The sequence below is a fragment of the Psychrosphaera haliotis genome (assembly GCF_009728465.1).
GTDB lineage: Bacteria > Pseudomonadota > Gammaproteobacteria > Enterobacterales > Alteromonadaceae > Psychrosphaera > Psychrosphaera haliotis.
In genome coordinates, this window is the sequence record NZ_WOCD01000003.1 from 67,148 (window position 1) to 90,729 (window position 23,582).

General features: G+C 38.6%; 16 protein-coding genes and 8 tRNA genes. 11 read left to right on the forward strand and 13 right to left on the reverse strand.

The window, feature by feature from the left end; all coding sequences use genetic code 11:
* Position 1: 1 nt before the first annotated feature.
* Entirely contained in the window at positions 2-3,268 is a 3,267-nt protein-coding gene (locus GNP35_RS04830) for an efflux RND transporter permease subunit (RefSeq protein WP_155695013.1), read from the forward strand.
* Complete coding sequence (locus GNP35_RS04835) at positions 3,243-6,326, forward strand: efflux RND transporter permease subunit (protein ID WP_155695015.1); 3,084 nt, start codon at positions 3,243-3,245, stop codon at positions 6,324-6,326. The genes GNP35_RS04830 and GNP35_RS04835 overlap by 26 nt, the downstream gene beginning before the upstream one ends.
* A 106-nt stretch (positions 6,327-6,432) precedes the next feature.
* Here the strand turns inward: GNP35_RS04835 and GNP35_RS04840 are convergent, their stop codons facing one another.
* Complete coding sequence (locus GNP35_RS04840; RefSeq protein WP_155695017.1) at positions 6,433-9,513, reverse strand: efflux RND transporter permease subunit; 3,081 nt, start codon at positions 9,511-9,513, stop codon at positions 6,433-6,435.
* Between the two features lie 2 nt (positions 9,514-9,515).
* Positions 9,516-10,649, reverse strand: a complete 1,134-nt coding sequence (locus tag GNP35_RS04845) for an efflux RND transporter periplasmic adaptor subunit (protein ID WP_155695018.1) — start codon at positions 10,647-10,649, stop codon at positions 9,516-9,518.
* A 106-nt stretch (positions 10,650-10,755) separates the two neighbouring features.
* On the opposite strand from GNP35_RS04845, the gene GNP35_RS04850 reads away from it, so the two are divergent.
* The gene (locus tag GNP35_RS04850; protein ID WP_155695020.1) at positions 10,756-11,640 is read left to right on the forward strand and encodes a LysR family transcriptional regulator; all 885 of its coding nucleotides are present in this window, start codon (positions 10,756-10,758) and stop codon (positions 11,638-11,640) included.
* 327 nt (positions 11,641-11,967) lie between these two features.
* On the opposite strand, the gene GNP35_RS04855 is transcribed toward GNP35_RS04850, so the two are convergent.
* Positions 11,968-12,753, reverse strand: coding sequence for a TatD family hydrolase (locus GNP35_RS04855; protein WP_155695022.1), 786 nt, complete (start codon positions 12,751-12,753; stop codon positions 11,968-11,970).
* 186 nt (positions 12,754-12,939) lie between these two features.
* On the opposite strand from GNP35_RS04855, the gene GNP35_RS04860 reads away from it, so the two are divergent.
* The gene (locus GNP35_RS04860; RefSeq protein WP_155695024.1) at positions 12,940-13,611 is read left to right on the forward strand and encodes an MlaC/ttg2D family ABC transporter substrate-binding protein; all 672 of its coding nucleotides are present in this window, start codon (positions 12,940-12,942) and stop codon (positions 13,609-13,611) included.
* 40 nt (positions 13,612-13,651) lie between these two features.
* Here the strand turns inward: GNP35_RS04860 and GNP35_RS04865 are convergent, their stop codons facing one another.
* The 3 genes from GNP35_RS04865 to GNP35_RS04875 are packed head-to-tail and all read right to left on the reverse strand — an operon-like array spanning position 13,652 to position 17,019.
* Positions 13,652-14,527, reverse strand: coding sequence for an ABC transporter permease (locus tag GNP35_RS04865; protein WP_196492432.1), 876 nt, complete (start codon positions 14,525-14,527; stop codon positions 13,652-13,654).
* A complete protein-coding gene (locus tag GNP35_RS04870) occupies positions 14,442-16,244 on the reverse strand; it encodes an ABC transporter permease (RefSeq protein ID WP_196492433.1) in 1,803 nt (600 codons plus the stop codon). The genes GNP35_RS04865 and GNP35_RS04870 overlap by 86 nt, the downstream gene beginning before the upstream one ends.
* Positions 16,234-17,019 (reverse strand): ABC transporter ATP-binding protein, encoded by a 786-nt coding sequence (locus GNP35_RS04875; RefSeq protein ID WP_155695030.1) that lies wholly within the window; start codon positions 17,017-17,019, stop codon positions 16,234-16,236. Before GNP35_RS04875 ends, GNP35_RS04870 begins: the two co-directional genes overlap by 11 nt.
* Before the next feature lie 23 nt (positions 17,020-17,042).
* On the opposite strand from GNP35_RS04875, the gene GNP35_RS04880 reads away from it, so the two are divergent.
* The gene (locus tag GNP35_RS04880) at positions 17,043-17,702 is read left to right on the forward strand and encodes an arylesterase (RefSeq protein ID WP_155695032.1); all 660 of its coding nucleotides are present in this window, start codon (positions 17,043-17,045) and stop codon (positions 17,700-17,702) included.
* 193 nt (positions 17,703-17,895) lie between these two features.
* Here the strand turns inward: GNP35_RS04880 and GNP35_RS04885 are convergent.
* From GNP35_RS04885 to gltX, 6 genes are all read right to left on the reverse strand, one after another.
* Positions 17,896-17,971: transfer RNA gene (locus GNP35_RS04885), tRNA-Glu, on the reverse strand.
* A gap of 30 nt (positions 17,972-18,001) precedes the next feature.
* A tRNA-Glu gene (locus GNP35_RS04890) sits at positions 18,002-18,077 on the reverse strand.
* Between the two features lie 28 nt (positions 18,078-18,105).
* Positions 18,106-18,181: transfer RNA gene (locus tag GNP35_RS04895), tRNA-Glu, on the reverse strand.
* A 30-nt stretch (positions 18,182-18,211) separates the two neighbouring features.
* Positions 18,212-18,287, reverse strand: a tRNA-Glu gene (locus GNP35_RS04900).
* Between the two features lie 36 nt (positions 18,288-18,323).
* A tRNA-Ala gene (locus GNP35_RS04905) sits at positions 18,324-18,399 on the reverse strand.
* A 300-nt stretch (positions 18,400-18,699) separates the two neighbouring features.
* Positions 18,700-20,118, reverse strand: a complete 1,419-nt coding sequence (gene gltX / locus GNP35_RS04910; RefSeq protein ID WP_155695034.1) for a glutamate--tRNA ligase — start codon at positions 20,116-20,118, stop codon at positions 18,700-18,702.
* A 69-nt stretch (positions 20,119-20,187) separates the two neighbouring features.
* Here gltX and GNP35_RS04915 point away from each other — a divergent pair, with 69 nt between their 5' ends.
* The 4 genes from GNP35_RS04915 (at position 20,188) to GNP35_RS04930 (ending at position 21,142) form a co-directional block, all read left to right on the forward strand.
* On the forward strand, positions 20,188-20,661 hold the full coding sequence (locus GNP35_RS04915; protein WP_155695036.1) for an EVE domain-containing protein: 474 nt from the start codon (positions 20,188-20,190) through the stop codon (positions 20,659-20,661).
* A 185-nt stretch (positions 20,662-20,846) separates the two neighbouring features.
* Positions 20,847-20,922: transfer RNA gene (locus GNP35_RS04920), tRNA-Val, on the forward strand.
* Between the two features lie 46 nt (positions 20,923-20,968).
* A tRNA-Val gene (locus tag GNP35_RS04925) sits at positions 20,969-21,044 on the forward strand.
* A 22-nt stretch (positions 21,045-21,066) separates the two neighbouring features.
* Positions 21,067-21,142, forward strand: a tRNA-Val gene (locus GNP35_RS04930).
* A gap of 34 nt (positions 21,143-21,176) precedes the next feature.
* Here the strand turns inward: GNP35_RS04930 and GNP35_RS04935 are convergent.
* On the reverse strand, positions 21,177-21,593 hold the full coding sequence (locus GNP35_RS04935) for a VOC family protein (RefSeq protein WP_155695039.1): 417 nt from the start codon (positions 21,591-21,593) through the stop codon (positions 21,177-21,179).
* Positions 21,594-21,839: 246 nt separating this feature from the next.
* Here GNP35_RS04935 and soxR point away from each other — a divergent pair, with 246 nt between their 5' ends.
* Both soxR and GNP35_RS04945 read left to right on the forward strand, forming a co-directional pair.
* Positions 21,840-22,289, forward strand: coding sequence for a redox-sensitive transcriptional activator SoxR (gene soxR / locus GNP35_RS04940; protein ID WP_155695041.1), 450 nt, complete (start codon positions 21,840-21,842; stop codon positions 22,287-22,289).
* A gap of 131 nt (positions 22,290-22,420) precedes the next feature.
* Positions 22,421-23,575, forward strand: a complete 1,155-nt coding sequence (locus GNP35_RS04945; RefSeq protein ID WP_155695043.1) for an acyl-CoA dehydrogenase family protein — start codon at positions 22,421-22,423, stop codon at positions 23,573-23,575.
* The last annotated feature ends 7 nt before the right edge of the window (positions 23,576-23,582 follow it).

Genomic DNA, 23,582 nt, shown 5'->3' on the forward strand with positions numbered 1-23,582 from the left:
CATGAAAATTGTTGAAGTTGCTATTAAGCGTCCAGTTACAATATGGATGTTTGTATTGGCTGTAATGTTATTCGGAATGGTTTCACTGTCACGTTTAGCAATAAACCTACTACCGGATTTATCCTACCCTACTCTTACTATAAGAACAGATTATGACGGCGCTGCGCCTTCCGAAGTGGAACTGTTGATTAGTAAGCCCATCGAAGAAGCAATTGGAATCGTTAAAAATATCCGACAAGTAAGTTCTATATCAAAAGCCGGCCAATCAGATGTTATCTTAGAGTTCAATTGGGGTACAGATATGGACATGGCGAGCTTAAATGTTCGTGAAAAATTGGATATTCTGCAACTGCCTCTAGATATCAAAAAACCGGTACTGTTAAGGTTTAACCCAAGTTTAGATCCTATCATGAGATTAGCTTTAACTTCCGATGAAGAAAGCGCAAGTTTAAAATCTGTTCGCATATTTGCTGAAGAGCAAATTAAACGCAGGTTAGAGTCAATTTCAGGCGTTGCTTCAGTAAGAGTTGGCGGTGGTTTAGAACAAGAAATACACATCGAAATTGACCAATTTAAGCTAAATCACCATCAAATACCGCTACAGCACATCATTCAACGATTAAGAGATGAAAATATCAACATGGCTGGCGGCCGTGTAAAAGACATTAACCAAGACTATTTTGTTCGTACTATAAATCAATTCAAAAACGTTGAAGAAATACGACAGCTTATTGTTAAACAAGAACAGCTTAAAGTAATAAGACTTGGTGATATTGCTTATGTTAGTGATAGTCATAAGGAGCGTGACTCCATAACTCAGATAGATGGCCAAGAAAGTATTGAAATTTCACTCTATAAAGAAGGTGACGCTAACTCAGTTCAAGTGGCTAAGTCAGTATTAAATCAGTTAGCGCCAATAAATGACAATTTACCAAATGGATTAGCAATAAAGACAATTTATAATCAAGCTGACTTTATTGAATCTGCTGTAAACGAAGTAAAAACAGCAGGTATTATTGGTGGCGTGCTCGCCATGCTTGTACTTTTTCTATTCCTCCGCAATTCATGGACAACCTTTATTGTATCGCTGTCTATCCCAGTATCTGTTATCGCCACATTTAATTTCATGTATGGAAACAACATATCACTAAATATTATGAGTTTAGGCGGTATAGCCCTCGCGATTGGATTATTGGTAGATAGCGCCATTGTTGTTCTTGAAAACATTGCTCGATATAAAGAAAAAGGAATGGCACCCAAACTAGCTGCGCTTAATGGAACAAATGAAGTCGCAATGGCCGTAACCGCATCTACACTGACTACAATGGCGGTGTTCTTTCCACTCGCCTTTGTTGAAGGCATTGCTGGCCAATTATTTAGTGATCAAGCCATGGCAATCACCTTTGCCCTACTCGCGTCTTTGATTGTCTCAATCACTCTTATCCCTATGTTAGCTTCAAGAGAAAAGAAAGAGCATAAATACATTCCAGAAGTTGCACCAACACAAAAAGAGCCAGCTAAAAGGGGCAAAGTGGCTAATGTAATTTATATACTCACTTGGCCAATCAGAGCATTAACAAAAACTGTTATTTATTGGGTCCCATTAGCACTTGTCATTGTATTTAAATCTCTCTTCAAATTGGTTGCTAAAATTGCGTCGTTTATCTTAAATCCAACAGCAACCGCATTTAACTGGCTATTTGACAAACTATCCCTTGCTTATAAAAAAGCCTTAGATAAAACGTTAAACTGGCCTAAAACCGTTATCTCATTAATCATTTTAGTCTCTGCGGGATCTATTCCTTTAGTTTCTAAATTAGGATCTGAGCTGTTACCACCAATGTCTCAAGGCGAGTTTTACGTTGATATTTTACTACCAACAGGTGCAAAGTTAGAAGAAACTCGCTCTAAGATATCGTCATTAAGCGAGGTGGCTAACAACCTCCCTATGGTGGAAAAAACCTATAGCATGGTGGGTACCGGCAGTTTGCTTAATGCATCCCCTGCACAAAGTGGTGACAATTGGGGACGATTAAATATTGTCTTAAAAAGCGACGCTGATAAAACAAATGAAGCTGAGGTCATTGAGTCTTTACGCGCTATTGTTGAGAAAATGCCTGGTGTTGTATCAACTATTGAACGTCCTCAACTAATGAGCTTTAAAGCGCCAATTCAAATTGTTTTAACAAGCTACGATTTAAATGGTCTTCAAAAAGCCAGCAGTAAACTGGTTAATAAAATGAAAGATCACCCTCTTCTTACAGATATTAACCCAACACTAAAAGCTGGCAATCCAGAGATATCTCTCGATTTTAATCATGCACGACTAGCTCAACTTGACCTTACGGCATCAGAAGTATCAGAAATTGTTGCGACACAAGTCGGCGGAAAAGTCGCCAGTAAACTAGTCATTGGCGATAGAAAAGTCGATATTCTTGTGAGAACCGCGGAATCTAGACGAAACTCAATTAATGATTTACGACAACTGATAATTAATCCAACTGCTGATCGTTCCATTACTTTGGAAGAGGTTGCTGAAATAAGTCTTACCACTGGACCGAGTGAAATTAACCGACTTCAACAAGAGCGAGTTGCCTTAATTGACGTAAACTTTAGTTCAGGCGACTTAGCCTCTGCGGTAATAGTCGTACAAGACATTATTGATAAAAGTGGCTTACCGCTAAATATAAATACCAGCATTGATGGCCAAAATGAAGACATGCAACACTCGTTTGACTCTCTTATGATGGCATTAGCACTGGCGATATTCATGGTCTACATCGTTATGGCGTCACAGTTTGAGTCGCTACTTCACCCATTGATAATACTGTTTACGGTACCGTTAGCGGGCGCTGGATCAATTTATGGATTATTCATCACAGGTACAAACTTAAGCGTTGTCGTTTTCATCGGATTTATTATGTTAGCCGGCATAGTGGTAAATAACGCTATTGTATTAATTGACCGAATTAACCAATTGCGAGAACAGGGGATAGAAAAAGTCGAAGCTATAAAGCAATCTGCTGAAACTCGATTGCGACCCATTATCATGACAACTCTAACAACTACACTTGGTTTATTACCACTTGCTATTGGCTTTGGTGATGGAGCCGAAATGCGCACACCAATGGCATTAACTGTCATATTCGGATTAGTTTTCTCAACGCTATTAACACTGTTGTTCATACCTGCCCTATATTGGTTGTTCGACCTTAAGCAGTTTGAAGTAAAGGGAGATGACCATGTCGTTGCCATCACAACAAAGTAATACTTCAACGTCTTTAGCTACCTTTGCATTGCGCAAACCTGTTACAACGGTAATTTTATTCTTATCGTTGTTAATGCTTGGGGCGATATCTAGTCGTCTATTGCCTTTGGAAAAGTTTCCAGGAATTGAGATACCTGAACTTTTCATAAACATACCTTACCCTAACTCAACGCCTGCTGAAGTAGAGCGTCAAATTACAAAACCCGTTGAAGAGGTATTGGCGACTATTTCCGGCATTCAAGAGGCACAATCTTGGTCAAATGAATCGGGCGCAAATATTGGTTTATCATTCAAATGGGATGAGAATATTAGTGCAAAGTCTATTGAAGCTAGAGAAAAGATAGACGCAATCAGAGAGCTTTTACCAGAAGATTTAGAGCGCATCATGGTTTATCAGTTTAATACTGGTGACTTTCCGGTGTTTAATCTAAGAATATCATCAGAGCGCGACCTTTCTTTTGCTTATGATCTTTTAGATAAGCAATTAAAACGACCTATCGAACGTGTACCTGGCGTGTCACAAGTTACGTTATACGGTGTTGATAAACGAGAGATTTCAATTCGTTTAGATGAAACCAAAATTGCAGCTTACAAACTGTCAGTACCGAGTATTATAAACCGCCTTCGAGGCATGAACTTTAGTCAGTCTGCTGGATTTCTGAATACGGCAAAAGGCAAAATACTAATATCTCCAAATGGCCAGTTTAAAACTTTAGAGGAAGTGCAAAACGCCCCTATTACCGAGTTCGTAAAACTTAAAGATATCGCAAATATCACCTATGAACTGCCTGAACGTGAAGAAGGTCGTCATTTACATCAAACCTATGCCATTGGTATGGATGTAATGAAAGAGTCTAATGCCAATTTAGTGGATGTCGCAACTCGAGTAATGGCCGTAGTTGAAGAAGCTAAAAGCAATCCTCAGTTTGATGGAATTTCACTTTTTGTAATGCAAAATACAGCCGAAGATGTCACCACCTCACTTGGTAATTTAACGGAAGCTGGTTTAATAGGCGCATTTCTTTCTATCGTCGTGCTCTATTCATTTTTAAGGCACTTTGCCACCACAGTTATTGTTGTGCTTTCTGTGCCTTTTGCTATTTGTATAACATTAGGCGCAATGTATGTTTTAGGTTATAGCTTAAATGTCCTGTCCTTGATGGGCCTCATGCTAGCAATTGGCATGTTAGTAGATAATGCCGTGGTGGTTACTGAATCTATCTTCCATGAGCGACAATCCGACAGCAATATTAAAACAGCAACCGTTAATGGCGTTAACCATGTTTCGTTAGCGGTTATTGCGGGCACATGTACAACGGCTATTGTTTTTTTGCCCAACATAATAGGTAAAAAAATTGATGTAACCATTTTCCTGGAGCATGTGGCAATTGCAATTTGTATATCACTATTTGCGTCGCTTCTTATCGCTCAAACCCTAATACCGTTACTAACAAGTAAAATTAAAAACATTCCAAAGTCCAATAACGACAACAACAAGTCTCATGTTTTTTATAAAAATATACTTACGAAAGTAATGAATAATCAGAAGAAGTCTTTTTTTATTGGTTTTTTATTGTTTATTTCCATGGCCATCCCTTTAGGTATGGTTTCAAGCGATGAAGAAAATGGCGTAAGTAATAGTAGGATGTGGCTAAACTACAATATTCAAGGCAATCAAAGCTTAGAAGAAGTAGAACAAGCTGTTATCCAAATGGAAAACTACTTATATAAGAACCAAGAGTTGTTTGAGTTTGAAAGTGTCTATTCTTATTACCGTGCTGGATTTGCTCGCTCAACGTTGAATATGAACAAAGAGCTGACCAAATCACCAAGTGCTATTAAAAAGCACATTGAAGAAAACTGGCCAGCGCTAGTAATCGCAAAACCGCAATTTGGCTGGAACCAAGGCAATGGTGGCGGTGTTAGAGTTAGTCTGGCTGGCCCTTCAACGGAAGTTCTGATTGAAATAGCCGATCAGGTAGTGCCTTTATTGTCCAAAACCAAAGGTTTACAAGATGTAAAATCTGAAATAACAGGCGACCAAAAAGAAATTCAAATCATTGTAAACAGGGAAAAGATACAACGCTTTGGCTTGAGCAGCCGAGAAGTTGCACAAGCGGCATCATCTGCGTTAAGAGGTTTAAACTTAAGAACATTTAGAGACCCTAATGCAGGAGAAATACAGGTAAAACTTAAATTCGCCGACGATGTAGAAAAGTCCCTAGAGCGCTTCAAGTCTATTATTGTAATTTCTAAAAATGGAATTGATTATCGCCTCGACCAACTAGCTGACATTGTTATTACCCCTAGGTTAAACCAGATATATCGACGCTTTAGACAAACTAATTTAGCCATTGGCGCAAACCTAGAAGAAGGAACGACATTAGAACAAGCTCAAGAGCGTATTACATCTATGATGAATCAAATAGAGCTGCCAACTGGCTATAAATGGTCTTTGACTGGAAGTTTTGAACGTCAGGCAGAAGCTGAAAACATCATGCAGGTTAATATGCTATTAGCTTTAATAATGATTTATATTGTAATGGCAGCCTTGTTTGAAAGTCTGATATTACCTACCGCTGTCATTACTTCATTGCTGTTTTCTATCTCTGGTACCTTCTGGGCGCTCGCGATAACGGGAACAAGTATGTCGGTAATGGTGATGATTGGGATACTTATTTTAATGGGAATTGTAGTAAATAACGGGATTGTACTGGTCGATCGAATAAACCAGCTACGCGAACAAGGCGTAACTCTTTATACTGCGGTTATTGATGGTAGTACTAGTAGATTAAGACCCATTTTAATGACGGTTTCCACCACTATTCTAGGTTTAGTTCCGCTAGCAATTGGCGATGCTAATATTGGAGGAACAGGTAGCCCAGAATACTCACCTATGGCTATAGCCATCATGGGTGGACTCATATTTTCTACTGCCACTAGCCTGTTCCTAGTGCCTCTAGCTTATGTGCTATTACTTAAACTAGCGGACCGAACACAGCGCTTGTTTAAACGCGCTAACGCTGTTGCGGCTAAAGCCACCAGAACCGGCGTGTAAACAAAAAAGCCTCATAAGTTTTGTTTATTAAACTTATGAGGCTCAACTCAATAGGTGCTTAGTGACTCTCCATTTTTAGTATGGAGAGTCACTATGTTCTACCAAATTAATTCTCAACCGTCTTAACTTTTGATTTCATTAACAGCAAATACATAACCGGAACCACAATTAACGTTAATACTGTCGCAAATCCTAAGCCAAACATGATCACCACCGCCATGCTTTTAAAGAAATCATCCGTAAGTAACGGCGCCATACCTAACACTGTTGTAATTGCTGCCATGGAAACTGGCCTAACACGGCTTACCGCAGCATGAACAATTGCATTATAAAAAGTACGACCGTCTTCTTTTTCCAACTCAATTTGCTCAACTAGAACAATACCGTTCTTAATCAGCATGCCAGATAGGCTTAACAACCCAAGCAAACTCATAAAGCCAAATGCAATACCCGTGGTTAAAAAACCAAAGGAAACACCGATAATAGCCAACGGAACTGTGGTCCAGATCACCGTTGCTAATTTAAAAGAATTGAATAGCAAAACAGTAATGATAAACATCAGAGCAAAACCTAACGGTAATGCGCTGAATATTGGTGCTTGGGCTTTTTTACTGGCTTCAAATTCGCCACCCCAATTCAATTCATAACCAATAGGCAGTTCAATTTTTTCTAATTTTGGCTTAACTTTCGCAAATAACTGCGCTGCGGTTTTCTCAGACAAAATATCATGATCCGCCATCACGGTAAGTGTACGCTTGCGATCTCTGCGGTTAATAATTGGATCTTCAAATTCCATGGTGAAATCAGAAATAACTTTAGACAACGGCACATACTGAGATAACACTGGAGAGTAAATCTGCATATCTTCAATGCTATCAATAACATTTCGCTGCTGTTCTGGCATTCTTACTACAATAGGTAGCCTTTCAGTGCCTTCACGATAGACGCCCACTGTTTTGCCTACAAAGTTGGTTAGCAGTAAGTCATCGACCGCAGATTTGGTAATACCTACTTCTCTTGCTGCTATTGCATCAAACTTAGGACGCATTACTTTTGTCATATTTTTCCAATTATCAGATACATTTCTAGCATCTGGTTCTGCTGACAAAATATTTTTTGCTTGATTTGCAAGGCCTCTAAGCACAATTGGATCCGGGCCTGAAAAACGAGCTTCAATTTTGGAAGCTTGCGCCGGGCCTATTTCAACTCTAAGTAGCTTTGACTCAATAGTTGGGTAATTGTCAGAAATATATTGGCGAGCAAACGTCATCAGAGGCTCTAGATCATCCTTATTAGCTACACGCACAATTAGCTGACCATAATTACTATAGTTAAGCTCCATGTTGTAGGTAAGCATGAATCTCGCGGCACCGCGTCCAATTGTATTGGAAACAAACTCAACTTGTTTTTGCTCCATTAATGCATTCTCTAACGCTATACCTGTCTCTTCGGTTGCTCTTATGTCAGAACCTTGCGGCAACCTATATTCTATATAAAACATAGGTAAGTTAGATGCAGGAAAAAATGACTGCTTAACAGAGCCAAAACCAATAACCGCCGCGACAAACAGTAAAAACATTGACAGCATGGTTGTTTTTGGAAAGTCTAACGCCTTCATTAATAGACTTTTATAACCAACGTACAACTTGCCTGCATAAGGGTCAGGTTCTTCGTCTGCGTCATTGTCGACTTTGGACTCCTTGAATAAAATACTGGCGTAAAAAGGGGTAATTGTAATGGCCGTAACCCAACTTAATAAAAGAGAAATAAGCAGTACGTAAAACAGCGAGCCAGCAAATTCCCCTGTTGCATCTGGCGATAAACCAATTGGAGCAAAAGCAATAATTGCAATAAAGGTTGCAGCTAATAGTGGCCACTTTGTTTGACGCACAATTAAGCTAGCAGCATCCGCTTTGCTCATTTTTCTGTGCATACCAACTAAAATACCTTCAACAATAACAATTGCGTTATCTACCAACATACCAAGCGCAATAATTAACGCACCTAGTGAGACTCGGTGTAACTGTAAGTCTAGAATATTCATGAAGATGAACGTGCCTAGAACCGTTAATAGCAATATCCCACCAATTAACAAGCCCGTTTTCACGCCCATAAATAGCAACAATACGATGATGACTATTACTACAGCCTCTACCAAACTCTGAATAAAACCGGAAACAGACTGTTCAACTTCTTTAGGTTGGTTATAAACGGTACTAATATCCATTCCATAAGGTCGCTGTAGTTCTAGCTCTTTTAATTTTGATGAAACAATTTCACCTATATCTACAACGTTTGCACCAGAGGTAAATGAAAGGCCGACGTATATCGAAGGAGCCCCATTATGTCGCACGATATGGCTTGGTGTTTCATCGTAATCTTTATAAATTTTAGCGATATCAGACAGTATGATTCGTTTTGACTGGCCAGGCGGACTTATAACAAGATCACCAAGTTCTTGAACAGATTCAAATTCTCCTGTTGGATCAAATCTAATTTTTTCATCCCCAACACGAACAAAACCGGCATTAGAAACAACATTTTGCTGCGCTAATAACTGATATAAATAGTCAGTCGATATCCCTAGTGACACCATTCGGTTTTGCGACATTTCGATAACAACTTGCTCTTGTTCTGAGCCAACAACTGTAACCTTGCCTATCCCTTTTATTAGCACCAGTTCTCGTCTTATGTAATCAACATAATCATTAAGTTCATCGTTACTGTAACCTTCACCAGATACCGCGAGTAAAACGCCAAAAACATCACCAAAGTCATCTTTAACAATTGGTGCAGTTGTTCCAGCGGGTAATTGCGGCTGATAATCATTAATTTTTCGTCTCAGCTCATCCCAAATCTGACGTAATTCTGTCTTTCGATAAGTAGACTTCATTTCTACAATAATTTGTGAAATACCAGCACTCGTTATCGACTTTACGTTATCCACGTAAGCGAGCTTTTGAATCTCGTTTTCTAATGGGTGAGTTACCTCTTCTTCCACCTGAACAGGAGAAGCTCCAGGATATTGAGTGATTACAATAGCTTGCTTTAGTACAAACTCAGGGTCCTCAAGTTGCCCTAGCTGGAAGTATGAAATTAAGCCGCCTACAAAAAGAATGACAGCAAATAACCAAGACGTTGTCTTCTGTTTTACAAAGTGTCGAGCAATATCAAATCCATCAGACATTATTAAAGTCCTCTCTCTTGCTTCCACTCAGAAATCACACTTCCCTCTGATATTAAATGAGGTCCTGCTGCAACGACTCTATCACTGCTTGTTAGTAAACCAGTTTCAATCGGCTTTATCACTACACCTGTTTGTCTTGTTTCAATCATATTCACCCTAACTAACTCGGTTTGCATATTACCTTTTACTTTTAATACAAACTTTACATTGGAGTTTTCTAACTCACCTACTTTGCTATTTGGCACAAATAAAGAGGAAATTGGAACAATGAGAGCGTTAGCATCACTAGTTAACAATTTATCTAATTCTACTTCTAGTGCAGCTGTCATACCGGCCAGAACATTAAGGTCTTCAGGCGTTGGCATGGTAAAAACAACTTGGTAAGACTTAGTTGCAGAGTTTGGAATAATGTCGTGCTCTTTTAACGTAACTTTATATTTCTTTTGTTGCTCACCATCAAATATCAATGTTGGTTGGTAAGTTTGAGCCTTTGAGGATTTTGGTAACCTGATCATCAATTGCTCAGGCACTTGAATTACTACATCTATTGTTTCTCTTCCCTGAAGCTCCATAATCGGTTGTTTTGCTTGTATAAACTCAAAAGCTTCAACATTAACGTGCGCAACCACACCAGCAAATGGTGCTTTGATTGTAGAATATTTTAAATTGTTTTTTGCGGCATCTAATTGGGCTGATGCAATATCTAATTCAGCTTTGAGTTGATCATATTCCGCGGATGAAATCAGTTTTTCTGCAAGTAATTTGTCGGCTCTATCAAACTGTGACTTAGTTAAGTCAAATCTCGCTAATGCTTGCTTATGCTGAATTATAAAATCACTGTCATCCAGTTTTGCTAGAACTTGGTCTTTTTCTACATGTTGACCTGCAACAACGGAAATTTTTGCGACCTCACCATTTACTCTAAATGCAAGGTGAGCGTAAATTGATGGTTCAACCGTGGCTGGAAAAGTTCGAATAGTATCGCCTTGAAGCTTTTTCACCTGTGCCAACTTTGCAGGCCTAATATTGCTCGTTTTACTAGTTTCTTCTTTTTCATTTGAGCATCCAGTAACCAAGAGCACACCAATAACCGCCGTGAATAACATTGTTACTTTTATTAATTTTGAATAAGCCATTGAAAAAACCTTATATTTAAGCAATTTTATAAATTCTAACAGCAATCTTGATAATTGACATTTATATTAAATTAACATCTATATAATATTTTGGATACTTTGATTAATGATTAAAATAGACCAACTAGAAACCTTTACTACGGTATTTGAGACCGGATCTATAAATGCTGCCGCACAGCAACTCAGAAAAACTCAGCCAGCAGTTAGTATGACGCTTAAACGACTAGAGGAATCTATAGGTTTTCAACTATTTGATAGAACAAACTATAGACTAAAAGCAACAGACAGAGGACATATCTATTATCAAAAAACTAAGTCTATTTTAGATCAAATGCATCAACTTCAAGACTTAAGTACAAGTCTTACTGCTGGCATAGAGCATAAAGTTTCTATTGCGATAGAAGATACGGCTAACATTGCTTCAATAATAAATAAGCTTCAACCTGTGCAATCTTTATTTCCAAACACTGAACTTGTTATAGAAACAGAAAGTAGGCTAAACAGTTTAACAAGATTAGCAAAAGAGGAAGTTCAACTAGCGATTACACCATGGATATTTACTTTTGCCAGTGAAGGTGAATTTGAGTCTAAAACAGTAAAAACAATGAGTATGTTTTATTGTATTCATAAAGATTTAGCGGCTACTTTGGGCATCACCAAAGAATCCGACGTAACAGAGCAAGTCCTGATGCAATTGCCGCAGATTGTTCCTACCGAATTTAGCGTCAAACCTAATCACACTAAAATAATGAAACCCATTGGCCGCAGTATAGTTAAAGTAAATAACTTAACCGCAATGCTAGCGGCGTTAAACGCTAAACTTGGTTGGGGTCCGATAACTGATAGTTATTGGAGTTCTGACATGGAATCTCGTTTTTTTAGATTTCCAATAGATAAAAATTCATCTCCCATAAGCAATGAAATTCGAATTGTCAAAAACAGGTACAAAAGTCTAGGGCCTGCTGCAAAAAAAATCTGGGCGCTAATATAAAAAACACACAAATTGTAAATAAAAGATTACAATGGCGTATTATTGAGCACTACTTATAACAAAGCAAACCTGTGGATAACCTGAGGAAAAGCAGTTAACAAGGAGCTTAATAAGTTTTCACTTCTAATAAGACTACTGAATGTGAAAGTAAAAAAAATACAGCAGTACAACTTTAATAAAAAAAATAATTCAGCTAATCTTAATCTCAGTTAGTCAGATATTAATGAATTTGACAAAATTAAGATTAAGTACACAAGTTTTAGCGCACGGCTCTTAATGAGCCATTCCCCTCGCCCAGATCAGGAATCGTTCTGGGCTTTTTTTTGCCTATAATTTTGCCGTGGTAAATAAGTCTTTGAAGTTTTGTGTCGTTTGCTCAGCGACTTCTTCAACCGAAATATTTTTCAATTGCGCTACAAACTCTGCAACATGTTTTACATAGGCCGGTTGGTTCTGTTTACCTCGGTATGGAACGGGCGCTAGATAAGGTGAATCTGTTTCAATTAACAACCTATCTAAAGGCATTTTTCTCACTACATCCTGAAGCTCAGCTGCGCTTTTAAAGGTGACGATTCCCGAAATTGAAATGTAGAAGTTAAGATCCATTGCTTGCTTGGCCATTTCCCAAGACTCTGTGAAACAATGAAGTACGCCTCTGCATTTATCTGCGTTTTGCTCTTTCAAGATTGCAATTGTATCTTCTCGAGCGTCGCGAGTGTGGACAATAATAGGTTTGTTTAGTTTGTTTCCAACTTCAATATGATGGGCAAACGCCTTTTGTTGTTCAGCAATAGAGTCTTTAGAATAATAATAATCTAAGCCAGTTTCCCCAACGGCAACAACCCTTTGATCTGAAGCTAGCTCATGTAAGTCCATTAACGTAAAGTTTTTATCTTCACCAACATGCAATGGATGCACACCGCAAGAGAAAGAAACGTTATTATAATCTTTAGACTTTTCTACCATGGCAGGGAACTGATCTAGTGAGATAGCAACGCACAACATATGATCCACATTATTTGCTTGAGCGTTTTCAAACAAAGTACCAAAGTCGATCTTCTCTTTTTCCAAATCAATTCTGTCTAAATGACAATGTGAATCAACAAATCGCATAACTACCCCTACCAAAATTTTGAACTACAATTATCTAATAAAAGAAGTGAGAAAAAAGGCATAACCTTCGTACCTCCTATAACTTTAAGTTATTCCATTAAATTATAAGATTTTAGGATAAATTTGCATTTACATACCGAGCGGTCGGTATTACAATCGCATATTCAAAATCTAAGGACATAAAACATGCGTATTGTATCAACTACACTAACTACTCTCTTATTGCTGGCTTCATCATTTTCATTTACAGCTCAGTCAAAAGACTACAATGCTGAAGAACTCACTTCAAAATATAAAGCCGAAATTGAACAAATAGCGCCTGACAGTTCACCTTATGACATTGTTGAGTCTTTATCTAAAGTCGTTTTTAAATCAGTTACTAATGCAAAAGCGCAAGGTGATGAAAAAACAACCAAAGAACTAATGCAATTAATAGTTAGACAACAACTTTTACCTTTTGTTGATGTACGTTTTGCTGCTTATAAAATTTTAGGTCCGCAACTAAAGCAATCTACAAAAGAAGAGCGTGATTTATTTGTTGATGCGATGGAAAGAAACTTAGTAGATACGTATTCTTCAGCGTTAGTGCAATACAATAACCAAGAAGTTAGATATGAGCCGAAAAGAGACGTATCGAATCAAAAAATGGTGGCGGTTAGAACTGAATTATTACAACCAGGCGGTAAGCCATTATCGATGATATTTAAGCTACGAAAAAACAGCAAAACGGGTGAGTGGAAGGCTTACGACTTAATTGTTGAAGGCATTAGTTTAATTGACTCTAAGCGTGCAGAGCTGTCTCAGCCATTACGTAATGATGGTATTGGTCAAGTGGCAGAAACGCTTTTGGAAGAATAACCAAAAGCGTTTAATGGCTGTTTCCTTAGTTAACAAACCGTTAAGCCAATTGTCTAATTAACTCACTAGGTGTAATTTTTAATAAAGAACGTGTGCTTAGTGAGCCAACCACCGCAACAAATAAAGCGCCAGATAAAGGCCCTATCATCCACAACTCCCAGTGCAATACCCAAGTCATTTTAAAAGAGTAAGTTTGCAGTAGATATAAACTAAACTCAGCTACCGAAGCCGCAATAAAGCCAGAGATAGCACCTAGGCTAATAAACTCGTAGGATATTGCATTTCGAATAACACTGCCCTTTGCGCCAATTGTTCTGTAAATGACGGTTTCCTTTTTACGTTCATCTAAAGAAGACTGCACTTGTGCCACTAGCACTAAAGTCGCCGCTATTACTACTATTAGCAATACAAACTGAATCGCTACTGATACTTGGGCTATTACACTTTGTATTTGCTCAAGCATGGCTGCAACATCAATAATGCTTAGGGTTGGATAATCTGCTAAAAGCTCGTTTAACCAAAGCTTATCTTCTTTGGCTAAGTAAAAAGACGTGATATAGGTCGCTGGAAAATCTGCAATAACATCATCACTGAATATCATGTAGAAGTTAGGTTGTAGGCTGTTCCAATCAACCTTTCTAATACTCGTTACAGTTGCCCTGACAGTTTGGGAACCAATTAAAAAGCTCAGTTCATCGCCTAGCTTTAACTCAAGACGCTCTGCAACTTTAGCTTCCACAGACACTTGCTTTTGCACATCCTGTGGCATCCAAGTACCTTCAATAAGTTCATTGTTATTAGGGAACTTGTCTGTAAAGGTTAAATTGAGTTCACGTCCAAAGCCGGTTTCTGGCTTCTTCTTTGTCCTTGTTTGCTTGTTCTTGTGTTTTATTAGCTGTTTCGCTGTTGTCGTCAAACTCACCTTTGCCTTTAAATTTAGCACCATCATCAGCTTCTTCTGGGCGTTTTTGCTTAAGAACTTCATCATTAATTTGAGTCAATCTGCCGCGAATAATTGGATAAAACTGTTCTGGTTGAATTCCTTTTTCACTAAACCTTTGCTCAATTTTCTCAATGTTTTGTTGCGAAATATTAATTATAAAATGGTTGGGCGCTCCCTGAGGGATTTGTTCCTGCCACTCTTGTATAATTGAGTTTTTCAGTGAAAACAAAATTAGGACAAGCATAATTGCCAGCGTAAACCCGATAACCTGAGATACATTTTCCTTTGAACGTCGTTGCAATGATGCAATCGCAAGTTTAAGAGATGGATTATCAATACGTTTACTCGCGCTTCTACAGGCTACTAACAAGAGTCTAGAAACTAGGATGATTAATACGCTTAAAACTAATCCTGCACCTAATACAATGCCAGTGAGTTTAATGTCTTGGCTGTAAAACCACACCAGTCCAATGGTTGTAGTGGCCATAATAGCCTGTGCGCTTATAGACGATGAGACTCCGTCTCCTAAGTTACGGCGTAAGACTCGCAGCGGCGGTACATTAAATAGTTTAAGCAATGCGGGTACTGAAAACATCAGCGCACAAACAAAACCAGTAACAATTGAGACTACAAAAGGACGATACCCAATGTCAGGAATGTCTTTAGGAAGGTATTCAGCTAATGAGATCAGAGCGATATTTTGTAAGCCCGAACCAACAACTAGACCAATCAAAATACTAACTACCGCGATTAAACAAAGTTGCGTTAAATAAATAACCTGCACCTGACGAACACTGGCGCCTAAAGTTTTCATAATGGCAATTGAATCTAAATGACGTTGGCTATAAAGCCTAGCTGATACCGATATTGCAACAGCCGCTAACAATACACCCAACACACCGGCAAGCATGAGAAAGCTCTCAGCACGCTCTAATGAGCTAGTAATATTAGAGGCACCTTCTTTAACACCTCTAAACTTCTGACTTTCAGAAAGCTGAGGTTTTACCCATGACTCTAGCTCTTCAAGTGCTTGTGGTTCACCAGCGAACAGCCCTGCATATGTAACTCGGCTGCCAGGCTGAATCACTTCGGTTTTAGGAATGTCATTGATGTTCATGATCACCCTAGTGCCCGAGTTAAATACCTGGAAAGGTGCATCAGGCTCAGCATCGATAATGCCAGATACCGCAAATGTTCCTTCGCCAACATCTATTTGACTTGACTGTCCTAAGGCAAAATACAGTCTTTTACTTATCCAAACATTCCCTACCTCTGGTCCTTTTGCCTTAAAAATTTCACTTTCCTCATTCAAAGGCTCAATAAACAATTCTCCACGCAGTGGATAGTTTTGAGTTACGGCTTTTACCACCGCAAGATTCATCTTGTCGCCGGCAAAGGCCATTGATGAGAAATAAATATGCTTATCGGTTCTAATATTCAGGGATTCAGCATATTCATAAACTTCTTTTTTTATTTCAGTTGGACTCACTAAGTCCTTGTCTGCTGCTAAAAACTCGGCACTTTTCATTAAAATAGAGGCTTGTACTCTATCCGTTAAACTACTTAACGCCATAACCGACGAAACCGCTAAAACAATAGACAAGGCGATTACAGTAAGCTCACCGCGACCAAACTCTCGTTTAAAGAGTCTAAATGACAGCCCAAGCCAGGTTAATAACTTACTTTGCATCTTGTTTAGCCTTTTGAATAGGTGTGACATCGGCAAGTTTTGGTTTTGGCACTTCCTGCAAAGATAAGTGGCCATCTTTAATGATGTATGTTTTTTCACAGCGCTTGGCTAATGCCGGGTCGTGAGTCACTAATACTAATGTGGTATTGGCACTTTTATTCAACTCAAACAACAGGTCTTCCACTAAATGGCCGTTAACAGAATCTAAGTTTGCAGATGGTTCGTCTGCAAACAATAATTTAGGTTCTGTGATAAAGGCACGCGCTATTGCAACACGCTGTTGTTCGCCGCCTGACAACTGATTTGGAAAGTGATCTAAACGATGGCTTAACCCCACTTTATCTAACCACTTCTGTGCATTTTCTTTCGCTTTTGTTCTAATTTCATTATTATCCGACAGCTCTGCTGGCAGCATTACATTCTCAAGCGCGGTTAAACTCGGCACTAACAAAAATTGTTGGAAGATAAAACCGATATCAGAACGTCTTATTGCAGCACGATCTTCTTCGTCTAAAATTTGAATTTGTTTACCGTAGAATTCAATTGCGCCCGTTGTTGGCAAATCCAGTCCAGCTAAGAGCCCTAACAGCGTCGATTTACCAGATCCTGAAGCGCCGACAATGGCAACTGACTCACCATGCTCGATTGAAAGTTCAATATCACTTATGATAGTGATCTTTTTTTCAGCGTCTGCGTTGTTACTTGAAGAATTAGACAATATAACTGTCTTACTAATATTATTGGCGACTAGCGCTGGTAAAGCATCTTTATTCATGAAAATAGGATCCAATCAAAGCAATGAATTTATATAGTAAAAGAAACTCGTTAAACAACACAAGCTTCCTATTTGTACTATTTACGCTACTTTTCACATTTTCGATTGCCTCTCATGCTAAATCGACAAAAGTACTTATGTATGGCGATAGTGTTAGCGCAGGTTACGGGATGAAAACAGAGCAAAGTTGGCCTTACCTTTTATCGCAAACTTTTGTAACAGAAAACGCAGGAATAAATTTAGTCAATGCGAGTATAAGTGGTGAAACCACTGGAGGTGGTGTAGCGAGGCTCGCCTCTGTTATGAAAAGACAAGAATTAAACGAAGGCGACTGGGTTATTTTAGAACTTGGTGGCAATGATGGCTTACGCGGCTTTCCGATATCAACACTTAAAACAAATTTACAGTTAATGATTGATGAAGTGAAAAGTCACAATGTAAATGTTGCATTGATGCAAGTGCGAATACCACCAAACTACGGTAAACGTTATACAACTATGTTTGAGGACGTTTATAAAGACTTAGCGAAAACTAACAGCATTAAACTACTGCCCTTCTTTATGGAAAAAGTAGCTATGAATAAAAACTACATGATGCCAGACGGTATTCACCCAAATGTTAGTGCGCAAGTAATCATAAGAGATGAAATGAAAGAAGTGATTGAGTCATTAATTGCCGAATAAGGTATTTAATTTTAAACCAAAGAAAGCGTCGACTTAGTTTCGGCGTTTTTTTATAGATTACGTATTAAAATACAATGACAAATAAATTTTGAAGTTTTGAAGTTTTGAAGTTTTGAAGTTTTGAAGTTTTGAAGTTTTGAAGTTTTGAAGTTTTGAAGTTTTGAAGTTTTGAAGAAGTATAACGTTTAAAAAGTGGTACTCCCAAGGGGATTCGAACCCCTGTTACCGCCGTGAAAGGGCGGTGTCCTAGGCCTCTAGACGATGGGAGCACAGGACTTTTTAACTGTTTTAAATTTAAGTGGTACTCCCAAGGGGATTCGAACCCCTGTTACCGCCGTGAAAGGGCGGTGTCCTAGGCCTCTAGACGATGGGAGCACTAAGACTTAAACTTGTTGTTAATTGATGGTACTCCCAAGGGGATTCGAACCCCTGTTACCGCCGTGAAAGGGCGGTGTCCTAGGCCTCTAGACGATGGGAGCACAGGACAATTAACTGTTGATTATAATAAGTGGTACTCCCAAGGGGATTCGAACCCCTGTTACCGCCGTGAAAGGGCGGTGTCCTAGGCCTCTAGACGATGGGAGCACAGGACTTATTAATCTCAATTCTATAATATAATACTGGTGGAGCTAAGCGGGATCGAACCGCTGACCTCTACACTGCCAGTGTAGCGCTCTCCCAGCTGAGCTATAGCCCCATATTACAGAACTGTTATCAACTACAGCGTCGACATGTTTGCCTCAACTGCGGGGCGCATTCTATGCACTCCTCTTATTTTCGTCAACCCTTATTTTAATAAAAATCGCTAACTTTAGGTTGTTTGGTTATTTTTTTAACAAGATGGTTAAAAATCAATAAAAAAGCCGATCAAATGACCGGCTTTTTCTAACTTTAAGGGTTTTTAATATTTTCTTTATAGAGATGACTATTTGAAATAATCATTAAATTTATAATATTAAATATATTAATAACCCATATATTTAATAAAAATTAATTATTATTGTGCAGCTTCTCGTTGTTCTACAAATGTAATTGCATTCGCAATACGCTCAATAACTTTACTTTTGTCCATTAATTCTAATGTAACGTCTAACGAAGGTGAGTTACCACCGCCTGTCACTGCAACTCTCAGTGGCATACCAACTTTACCCATGCCTAATTCAAGTTCTTCAGCCGTTGCATTAATAGCAGCTTGGATATCACTCCCCTGCCAGTTATCTAATGCGTTTAGCTTTTCTTTCGCTAAAATCAATGCTTCTTTCGCAACAGGACGTAAGTGCTTTTTAGCAGCCTTTTCATCTAGCGCATCAAAATCTTTATAAAAATAAGTACTGATCTCTGCCATTTCTTTTAATGTTTTGACTCGTTCAGCCTGAATTTCAACAATAGCTGACAAACTTGGCCCTTTTGAAACGTCAATATCCATATTATTAAAATGCCATGACAGGTGTTCAGCAACTTCAGTAGCCGGTAAAGACTTCATATATTGCTGATTCATCCAGTTTAATTTTTCAGTGTTAAACGCTGATGCCGAATTATTGATGTCGTTGATATCAAATAACTCAAATAGCTCTTCTAGGCTAAAAATCTCCTGGTCGCCATGTGACCAACCTAAACGAACTAGATAATTGATAACAGCTTGAGGCAAGTAACCATCGTCACGATATTGCATTACGCTAACAGCGCCATGACGCTTAGATAACTTTTTACCGTCATCACCCAAAATCATAGAGCAATGCGCATATTGTGGAACTGGAGCACCTAGAGCTTCAAAGATATTAATTTGACGTGGGGTATTTAATAAATGGTCTTCGCCACGAATAACGTGAGTCATTTCCATTTCCCAATCGTCGATAACGACACAGAAGTTATAAGTTGGCGTGCCATCAGTTCGCTGAATAATTAAATCATCCATTTCTTCGTTAGCAATGCGCATATCACCACGAATAGAATCTTTAAATTCAACCGCGCCCTCTGCAGGGTTTTTAAAACGAATTACGAACGGTGCATCTGCAGGTTGATCAGCGTCATTTAAATCACGGCACTTACCATCATATTTAGTACGTTCGCCATTTTTCTCTTGTTCTTCACGTAAACTCTCTAAACGTTCTTTGCTGCAATAACACTTATAAGCTTTATCTTCGTCTACTAATTGTTGAACATACTTCTTATAAGTATCAAAACGTTTGGTTTGATAAAAAACCTCGCCATCTCCTTCCATACCCAACCAAGACATACCGTCTAAAATTGCTTGAACTGCTTCTGGAGTAGAACGTTCTAGGTCAGTATCTTCTATACGTAATATAAATTTACCATTATTACGCTTAGCGTATAACCAAGAATATAGTGCAGTACGTGCACCGCCAACATGTAAATAGCCCGTAGGACTTGGGGCAAAACGAGTAACAACGCTCATTAATGTATCCATTTAGTTTATTCATTAAAATTTGCACGCTATTCTATAGAAAAACGTGAGGGACTTAAAATGCAATATTGGTTATTTAAATCAGAACCTGATGAATATAGCATCGATAGCTTAAAAGCTGAGAAAAATAGTATTGGCCGTTGGGATGGAATTAGAAACTACCAGGCTAGGAATTTAATACGCGATGATATAAAAGTGGGCGATGGTGTACTCTTTTATCATTCAAGTTGTAAAACGGTTGGTATTGCTGGTTTTGCTTCTGTGGTTTCAGAGCCCTACCCCGATCCACTTCAATTTGATCCTGAAAGTAAATATTTTGATATTAAGGCAACACAAGATAAACCAAGGTGGGTATCAATCGATATAAAATATGAATCGCATGCTAAATCGTTTTTACCGTTAACTACTATAAAAGCAACGCCAGCTTTAGACGATATGGTATTAGTAAAACGAAGCCGACTTTCTATACAACCGGTTTCAAAAGACCAATGGGCGTTCATAGTAAACGCCACTAAAACGGATTTACAACGTTAAGTACCAAGATTTATCACTTTAACTATTCAGAACAGTTTATAAAACAAACAAAAAAAGCTTTTTTTAAACAGTTTGTTTAAGATTTGTCCGAACAAATCATTTTTTTGAAATTAGTGTTGACTCTTTTTTTGGCCTCCCTATAATACGCACCACTTGAGCAGTTAAGCTGTTTAAGAGATAAAGCTGGGCGGTTAGCTCAGTTGGGAGAGCATCGCCCTTACAAGGCGAGGGTCACTGGTTCGAGCCCAGTACCGCCCACCAATACTTTACCCTAAAGAATTGGTCTCAGCTTTATCAGATTTTAATTGGGCGGTTAGCTCAGTTGGGAGAGCATCGCCCTTACAAGGCGAGGGTCACTGGTTCGAGCCCAGTACCGCCCACCAATTAAAGTCAACTCTTGAAAGTGGGCGGTTAGCTCAGTTGGGAGAGCATCGCCCTTACAAGGCGAGGGTCACTGGTTCGAGCCCAGTACCGCCCACCACTTTCAAGACTCTTCGGTAAGTCTTCAAAAACTATCAATCTTCATTATTACGCTCTGACGGTAAATCCGAACTATATTCAACAAACTCTACTTCAATTCCGTCTGGATCTAAAAAATATACATTTTTACGATAAAGATTCTCTGCGCCTGGCTTAGCGATAGAAAAGCCCGCCTGCTCTAGTCTAAATATTACTTCTTTAATGTTATATGTTTCAAATGCTATATGAGCTAAACCAACTTGATGCCCAGCAAGATCACGCCCATCGCTTTCTCCGTTATCGCATATAGCAATATAATTGTAGTCATCACCAAAATGAATCCAAGTTCTAGGCTTACCTGACCATTCGCTTTGCCCTTTGCTTCTTATATTCCAATGAGGACAGGCTGCTTTGTAAAAAGCTAAACTCCTTTTAATATCTCTGACTACTAAATTTATATGTTCTAATCTCATTTTGTTCCCTCTACAACTCTAATAAAATTCATAATCAAACACAGCACAATGCGTTATTAACTCGTTCCTTATTTATGGGAAACTCATGAAAGCTCAACATTTTTATTTCTAACTACTTTGTATTAAGCGTGTTAGATAATAAAACCTCAAGTAAGGTTGAGGTAAAGTGTCTTTTGTTTTAATTTGAAAAATAATTTAAATGTTAAGTGTGTTTTTTAAACGCACTTTAAAAACTAGACTAAATCTATGAAGAATTCTCACGACCTACCACTATTAACTATTGGCCAAGTATCTAAGCGTTGTGGTGTTAAACCGTCAACTTTGCATTTCTATGAAGACAAAGGTCTTATCAAAAGCTGGAGAAACAGTGGAAATCAGCGACGCTATAAAAAAGACGTTTTGCGTCGAGTGTCTTTGATTAAGGCCGGCCAAAAGGTTGGCGTTGATCTAAAATCTATAAGAGTTGCTTTAGATACGCTGCCAAATAGCCGAACTCCTAATAAAGCAGACTGGGAAGTAATGTCTAGTGTTTGGAAAAGCCAGTTAGATGAAAAAATTCGGTATTTAGAAAAACTTAGAAATTCATTAACTGGGTGTATTGGCTGTGGCTGTTTGTCTATGTCTAACTGCCCTATTTATAATGAAGATGACTTTTTGGGTAACAACCATTCGGGGCCACCTCTTTTAGACAAATAACAAAGTAAAAATATCAATACATAGACCACATAACTATTTGAGCTGCCACCCTTTATATATATGGTGGTTTCTGGCAGATTGACGTCATCTTTAATGTGTAACTAATACACCTCTTTACTTGAGCAATAAATATGAACTTTTCTTTAACTGAAGAGCAACTCCTAATCCAAGATACTGCGCGCCAATTTGCAGAAAATGAGTTGACTCCTAACGCGGCCGAATTAGATAAAACGGGAAACCGTGAAATTCTCCTGAATAACCTCAAGCAATTAGCCGAATTGGGCTTTATGGGTTTAAATACCAGCGTAGATTATGGCGGTAGTGAAGTAGGAACCGTCGCTTTTAGTATTGCAATTAAAGAGCTCGCTAAAGGTTGCGCATCAACTGCTGTCACCACTTCCGTGACCAATATGGTTGCCGAAGTTATACAAGCCGTTGGAAACGAAGAGCAAAAAAATAAATACCTTCCTAAAATTTGTTCCGGCGAATATCCAGCAGCAGGCTTTTGCTTAACAGAAGCAAGTGCGGGTTCTGATCCAGCAGGTATGAAAACCACAGCTATAAAAGATGGCAGTGATTACATATTAAATGGCAGTAAAATGTTTATTACTAGTGCGGAATATGCTGGCGTATTTGTTGTTTGGGCTGTCACTGACAAAGAAGCTAAAAAAGGCAAAGGCATTTCTTGTTTTCTAGTGGAAAACGGAACGCCTGGATTAACAGTGGAAGCCGCTGAACATAAAATGGGCCAAAAAGCGTCAGCGACCAATGAAGTTAGATTTGATAACTGTCGTATTCCAGCAACTGCTCTTATGGGCGAAGAAAATAACGGATTTAAAGTAGCTGTGACAGAGCTTGCAGGCGGCCGTATAGGTATTGGTTCACTAGCGTTAGGTGTTGCTGAAGCTGCCATGGATTATGCTCGCCAGTATATCGCAGAGAGGGAGCAATTTGGCCAGGCATTAATTAAGTTTCAAGGTCTACAGTGGAAACTTGCTGACCGTTATACCGAACTAGAAGCTGCAAAGTTACTTCTTATGCAAGCTGCTTATCTTAAAGAGCAAGGTCAACCTTTCTCAAAACAAGCATCGATGGCTAAACTTTTTGCCACAGAAAAAGCCAACGAAATTTGTTACGACGCTATTCAGTTGCTCGGTGGATACGGCTACATTAGTGAATATCCTGTAGAGCGCATGGCTAGAGACGTTCGTATCACAACAATTTATGAAGGAACGAGCGAAGTACAAAAAATTGTCATTGCTCGTGAATTATTAAAAGAGATTTAAGGAATTA

Excerpts from the sequence above, each read along its gene's own strand:
- GNP35_RS04830 (WP_155695013.1), top strand. The coding sequence starts at position 2 with ATGAAAATTGTTGAAGTTGCTATTAAGCGTCCAGTTACAATATGGATG.
- GNP35_RS04835 (WP_155695015.1), top strand. The coding sequence starts at position 3,243 with ATGTCGTTGCCATCACAACAAAGTAATACTTCAACGTCTTTAGCTACC.
- GNP35_RS04840 (WP_155695017.1), bottom strand. The coding sequence starts at position 9,513 with ATGTCTGATGGATTTGATATTGCTCGACACTTTGTAAAACAGAAGACA.
- GNP35_RS04845 (WP_155695018.1), bottom strand. The coding sequence starts at position 10,649 with ATGGCTTATTCAAAATTAATAAAAGTAACAATGTTATTCACGGCGGTT.
- GNP35_RS04850 (WP_155695020.1), top strand. The coding sequence starts at position 10,756 with ATGATTAAAATAGACCAACTAGAAACCTTTACTACGGTATTTGAGACC.
- GNP35_RS04855 (WP_155695022.1), bottom strand. The coding sequence starts at position 12,753 with ATGCGATTTGTTGATTCACATTGTCATTTAGACAGAATTGATTTGGAA.
- GNP35_RS04860 (WP_155695024.1), top strand. The coding sequence starts at position 12,940 with ATGCGTATTGTATCAACTACACTAACTACTCTCTTATTGCTGGCTTCA.
- GNP35_RS04870 (WP_196492433.1), bottom strand. The coding sequence starts at position 16,244 with ATGCAAAGTAAGTTATTAACCTGGCTTGGGCTGTCATTTAGACTCTTT.
- GNP35_RS04875 (WP_155695030.1), bottom strand. The coding sequence starts at position 17,019 with ATGAATAAAGATGCTTTACCAGCGCTAGTCGCCAATAATATTAGTAAG.
- GNP35_RS04880 (WP_155695032.1), top strand. The coding sequence starts at position 17,043 with ATGAATTTATATAGTAAAAGAAACTCGTTAAACAACACAAGCTTCCTA.
- gltX (WP_155695034.1), bottom strand. The coding sequence starts at position 20,118 with ATGAGCGTTGTTACTCGTTTTGCCCCAAGTCCTACGGGCTATTTACAT.
- GNP35_RS04915 (WP_155695036.1), top strand. The coding sequence starts at position 20,188 with ATGCAATATTGGTTATTTAAATCAGAACCTGATGAATATAGCATCGAT.
- GNP35_RS04935 (WP_155695039.1), bottom strand. The coding sequence starts at position 21,593 with ATGAGATTAGAACATATAAATTTAGTAGTCAGAGATATTAAAAGGAGT.
- soxR (WP_155695041.1), top strand. The coding sequence starts at position 21,840 with ATGAAGAATTCTCACGACCTACCACTATTAACTATTGGCCAAGTATCT.
- GNP35_RS04945 (WP_155695043.1), top strand. The coding sequence starts at position 22,421 with ATGAACTTTTCTTTAACTGAAGAGCAACTCCTAATCCAAGATACTGCG.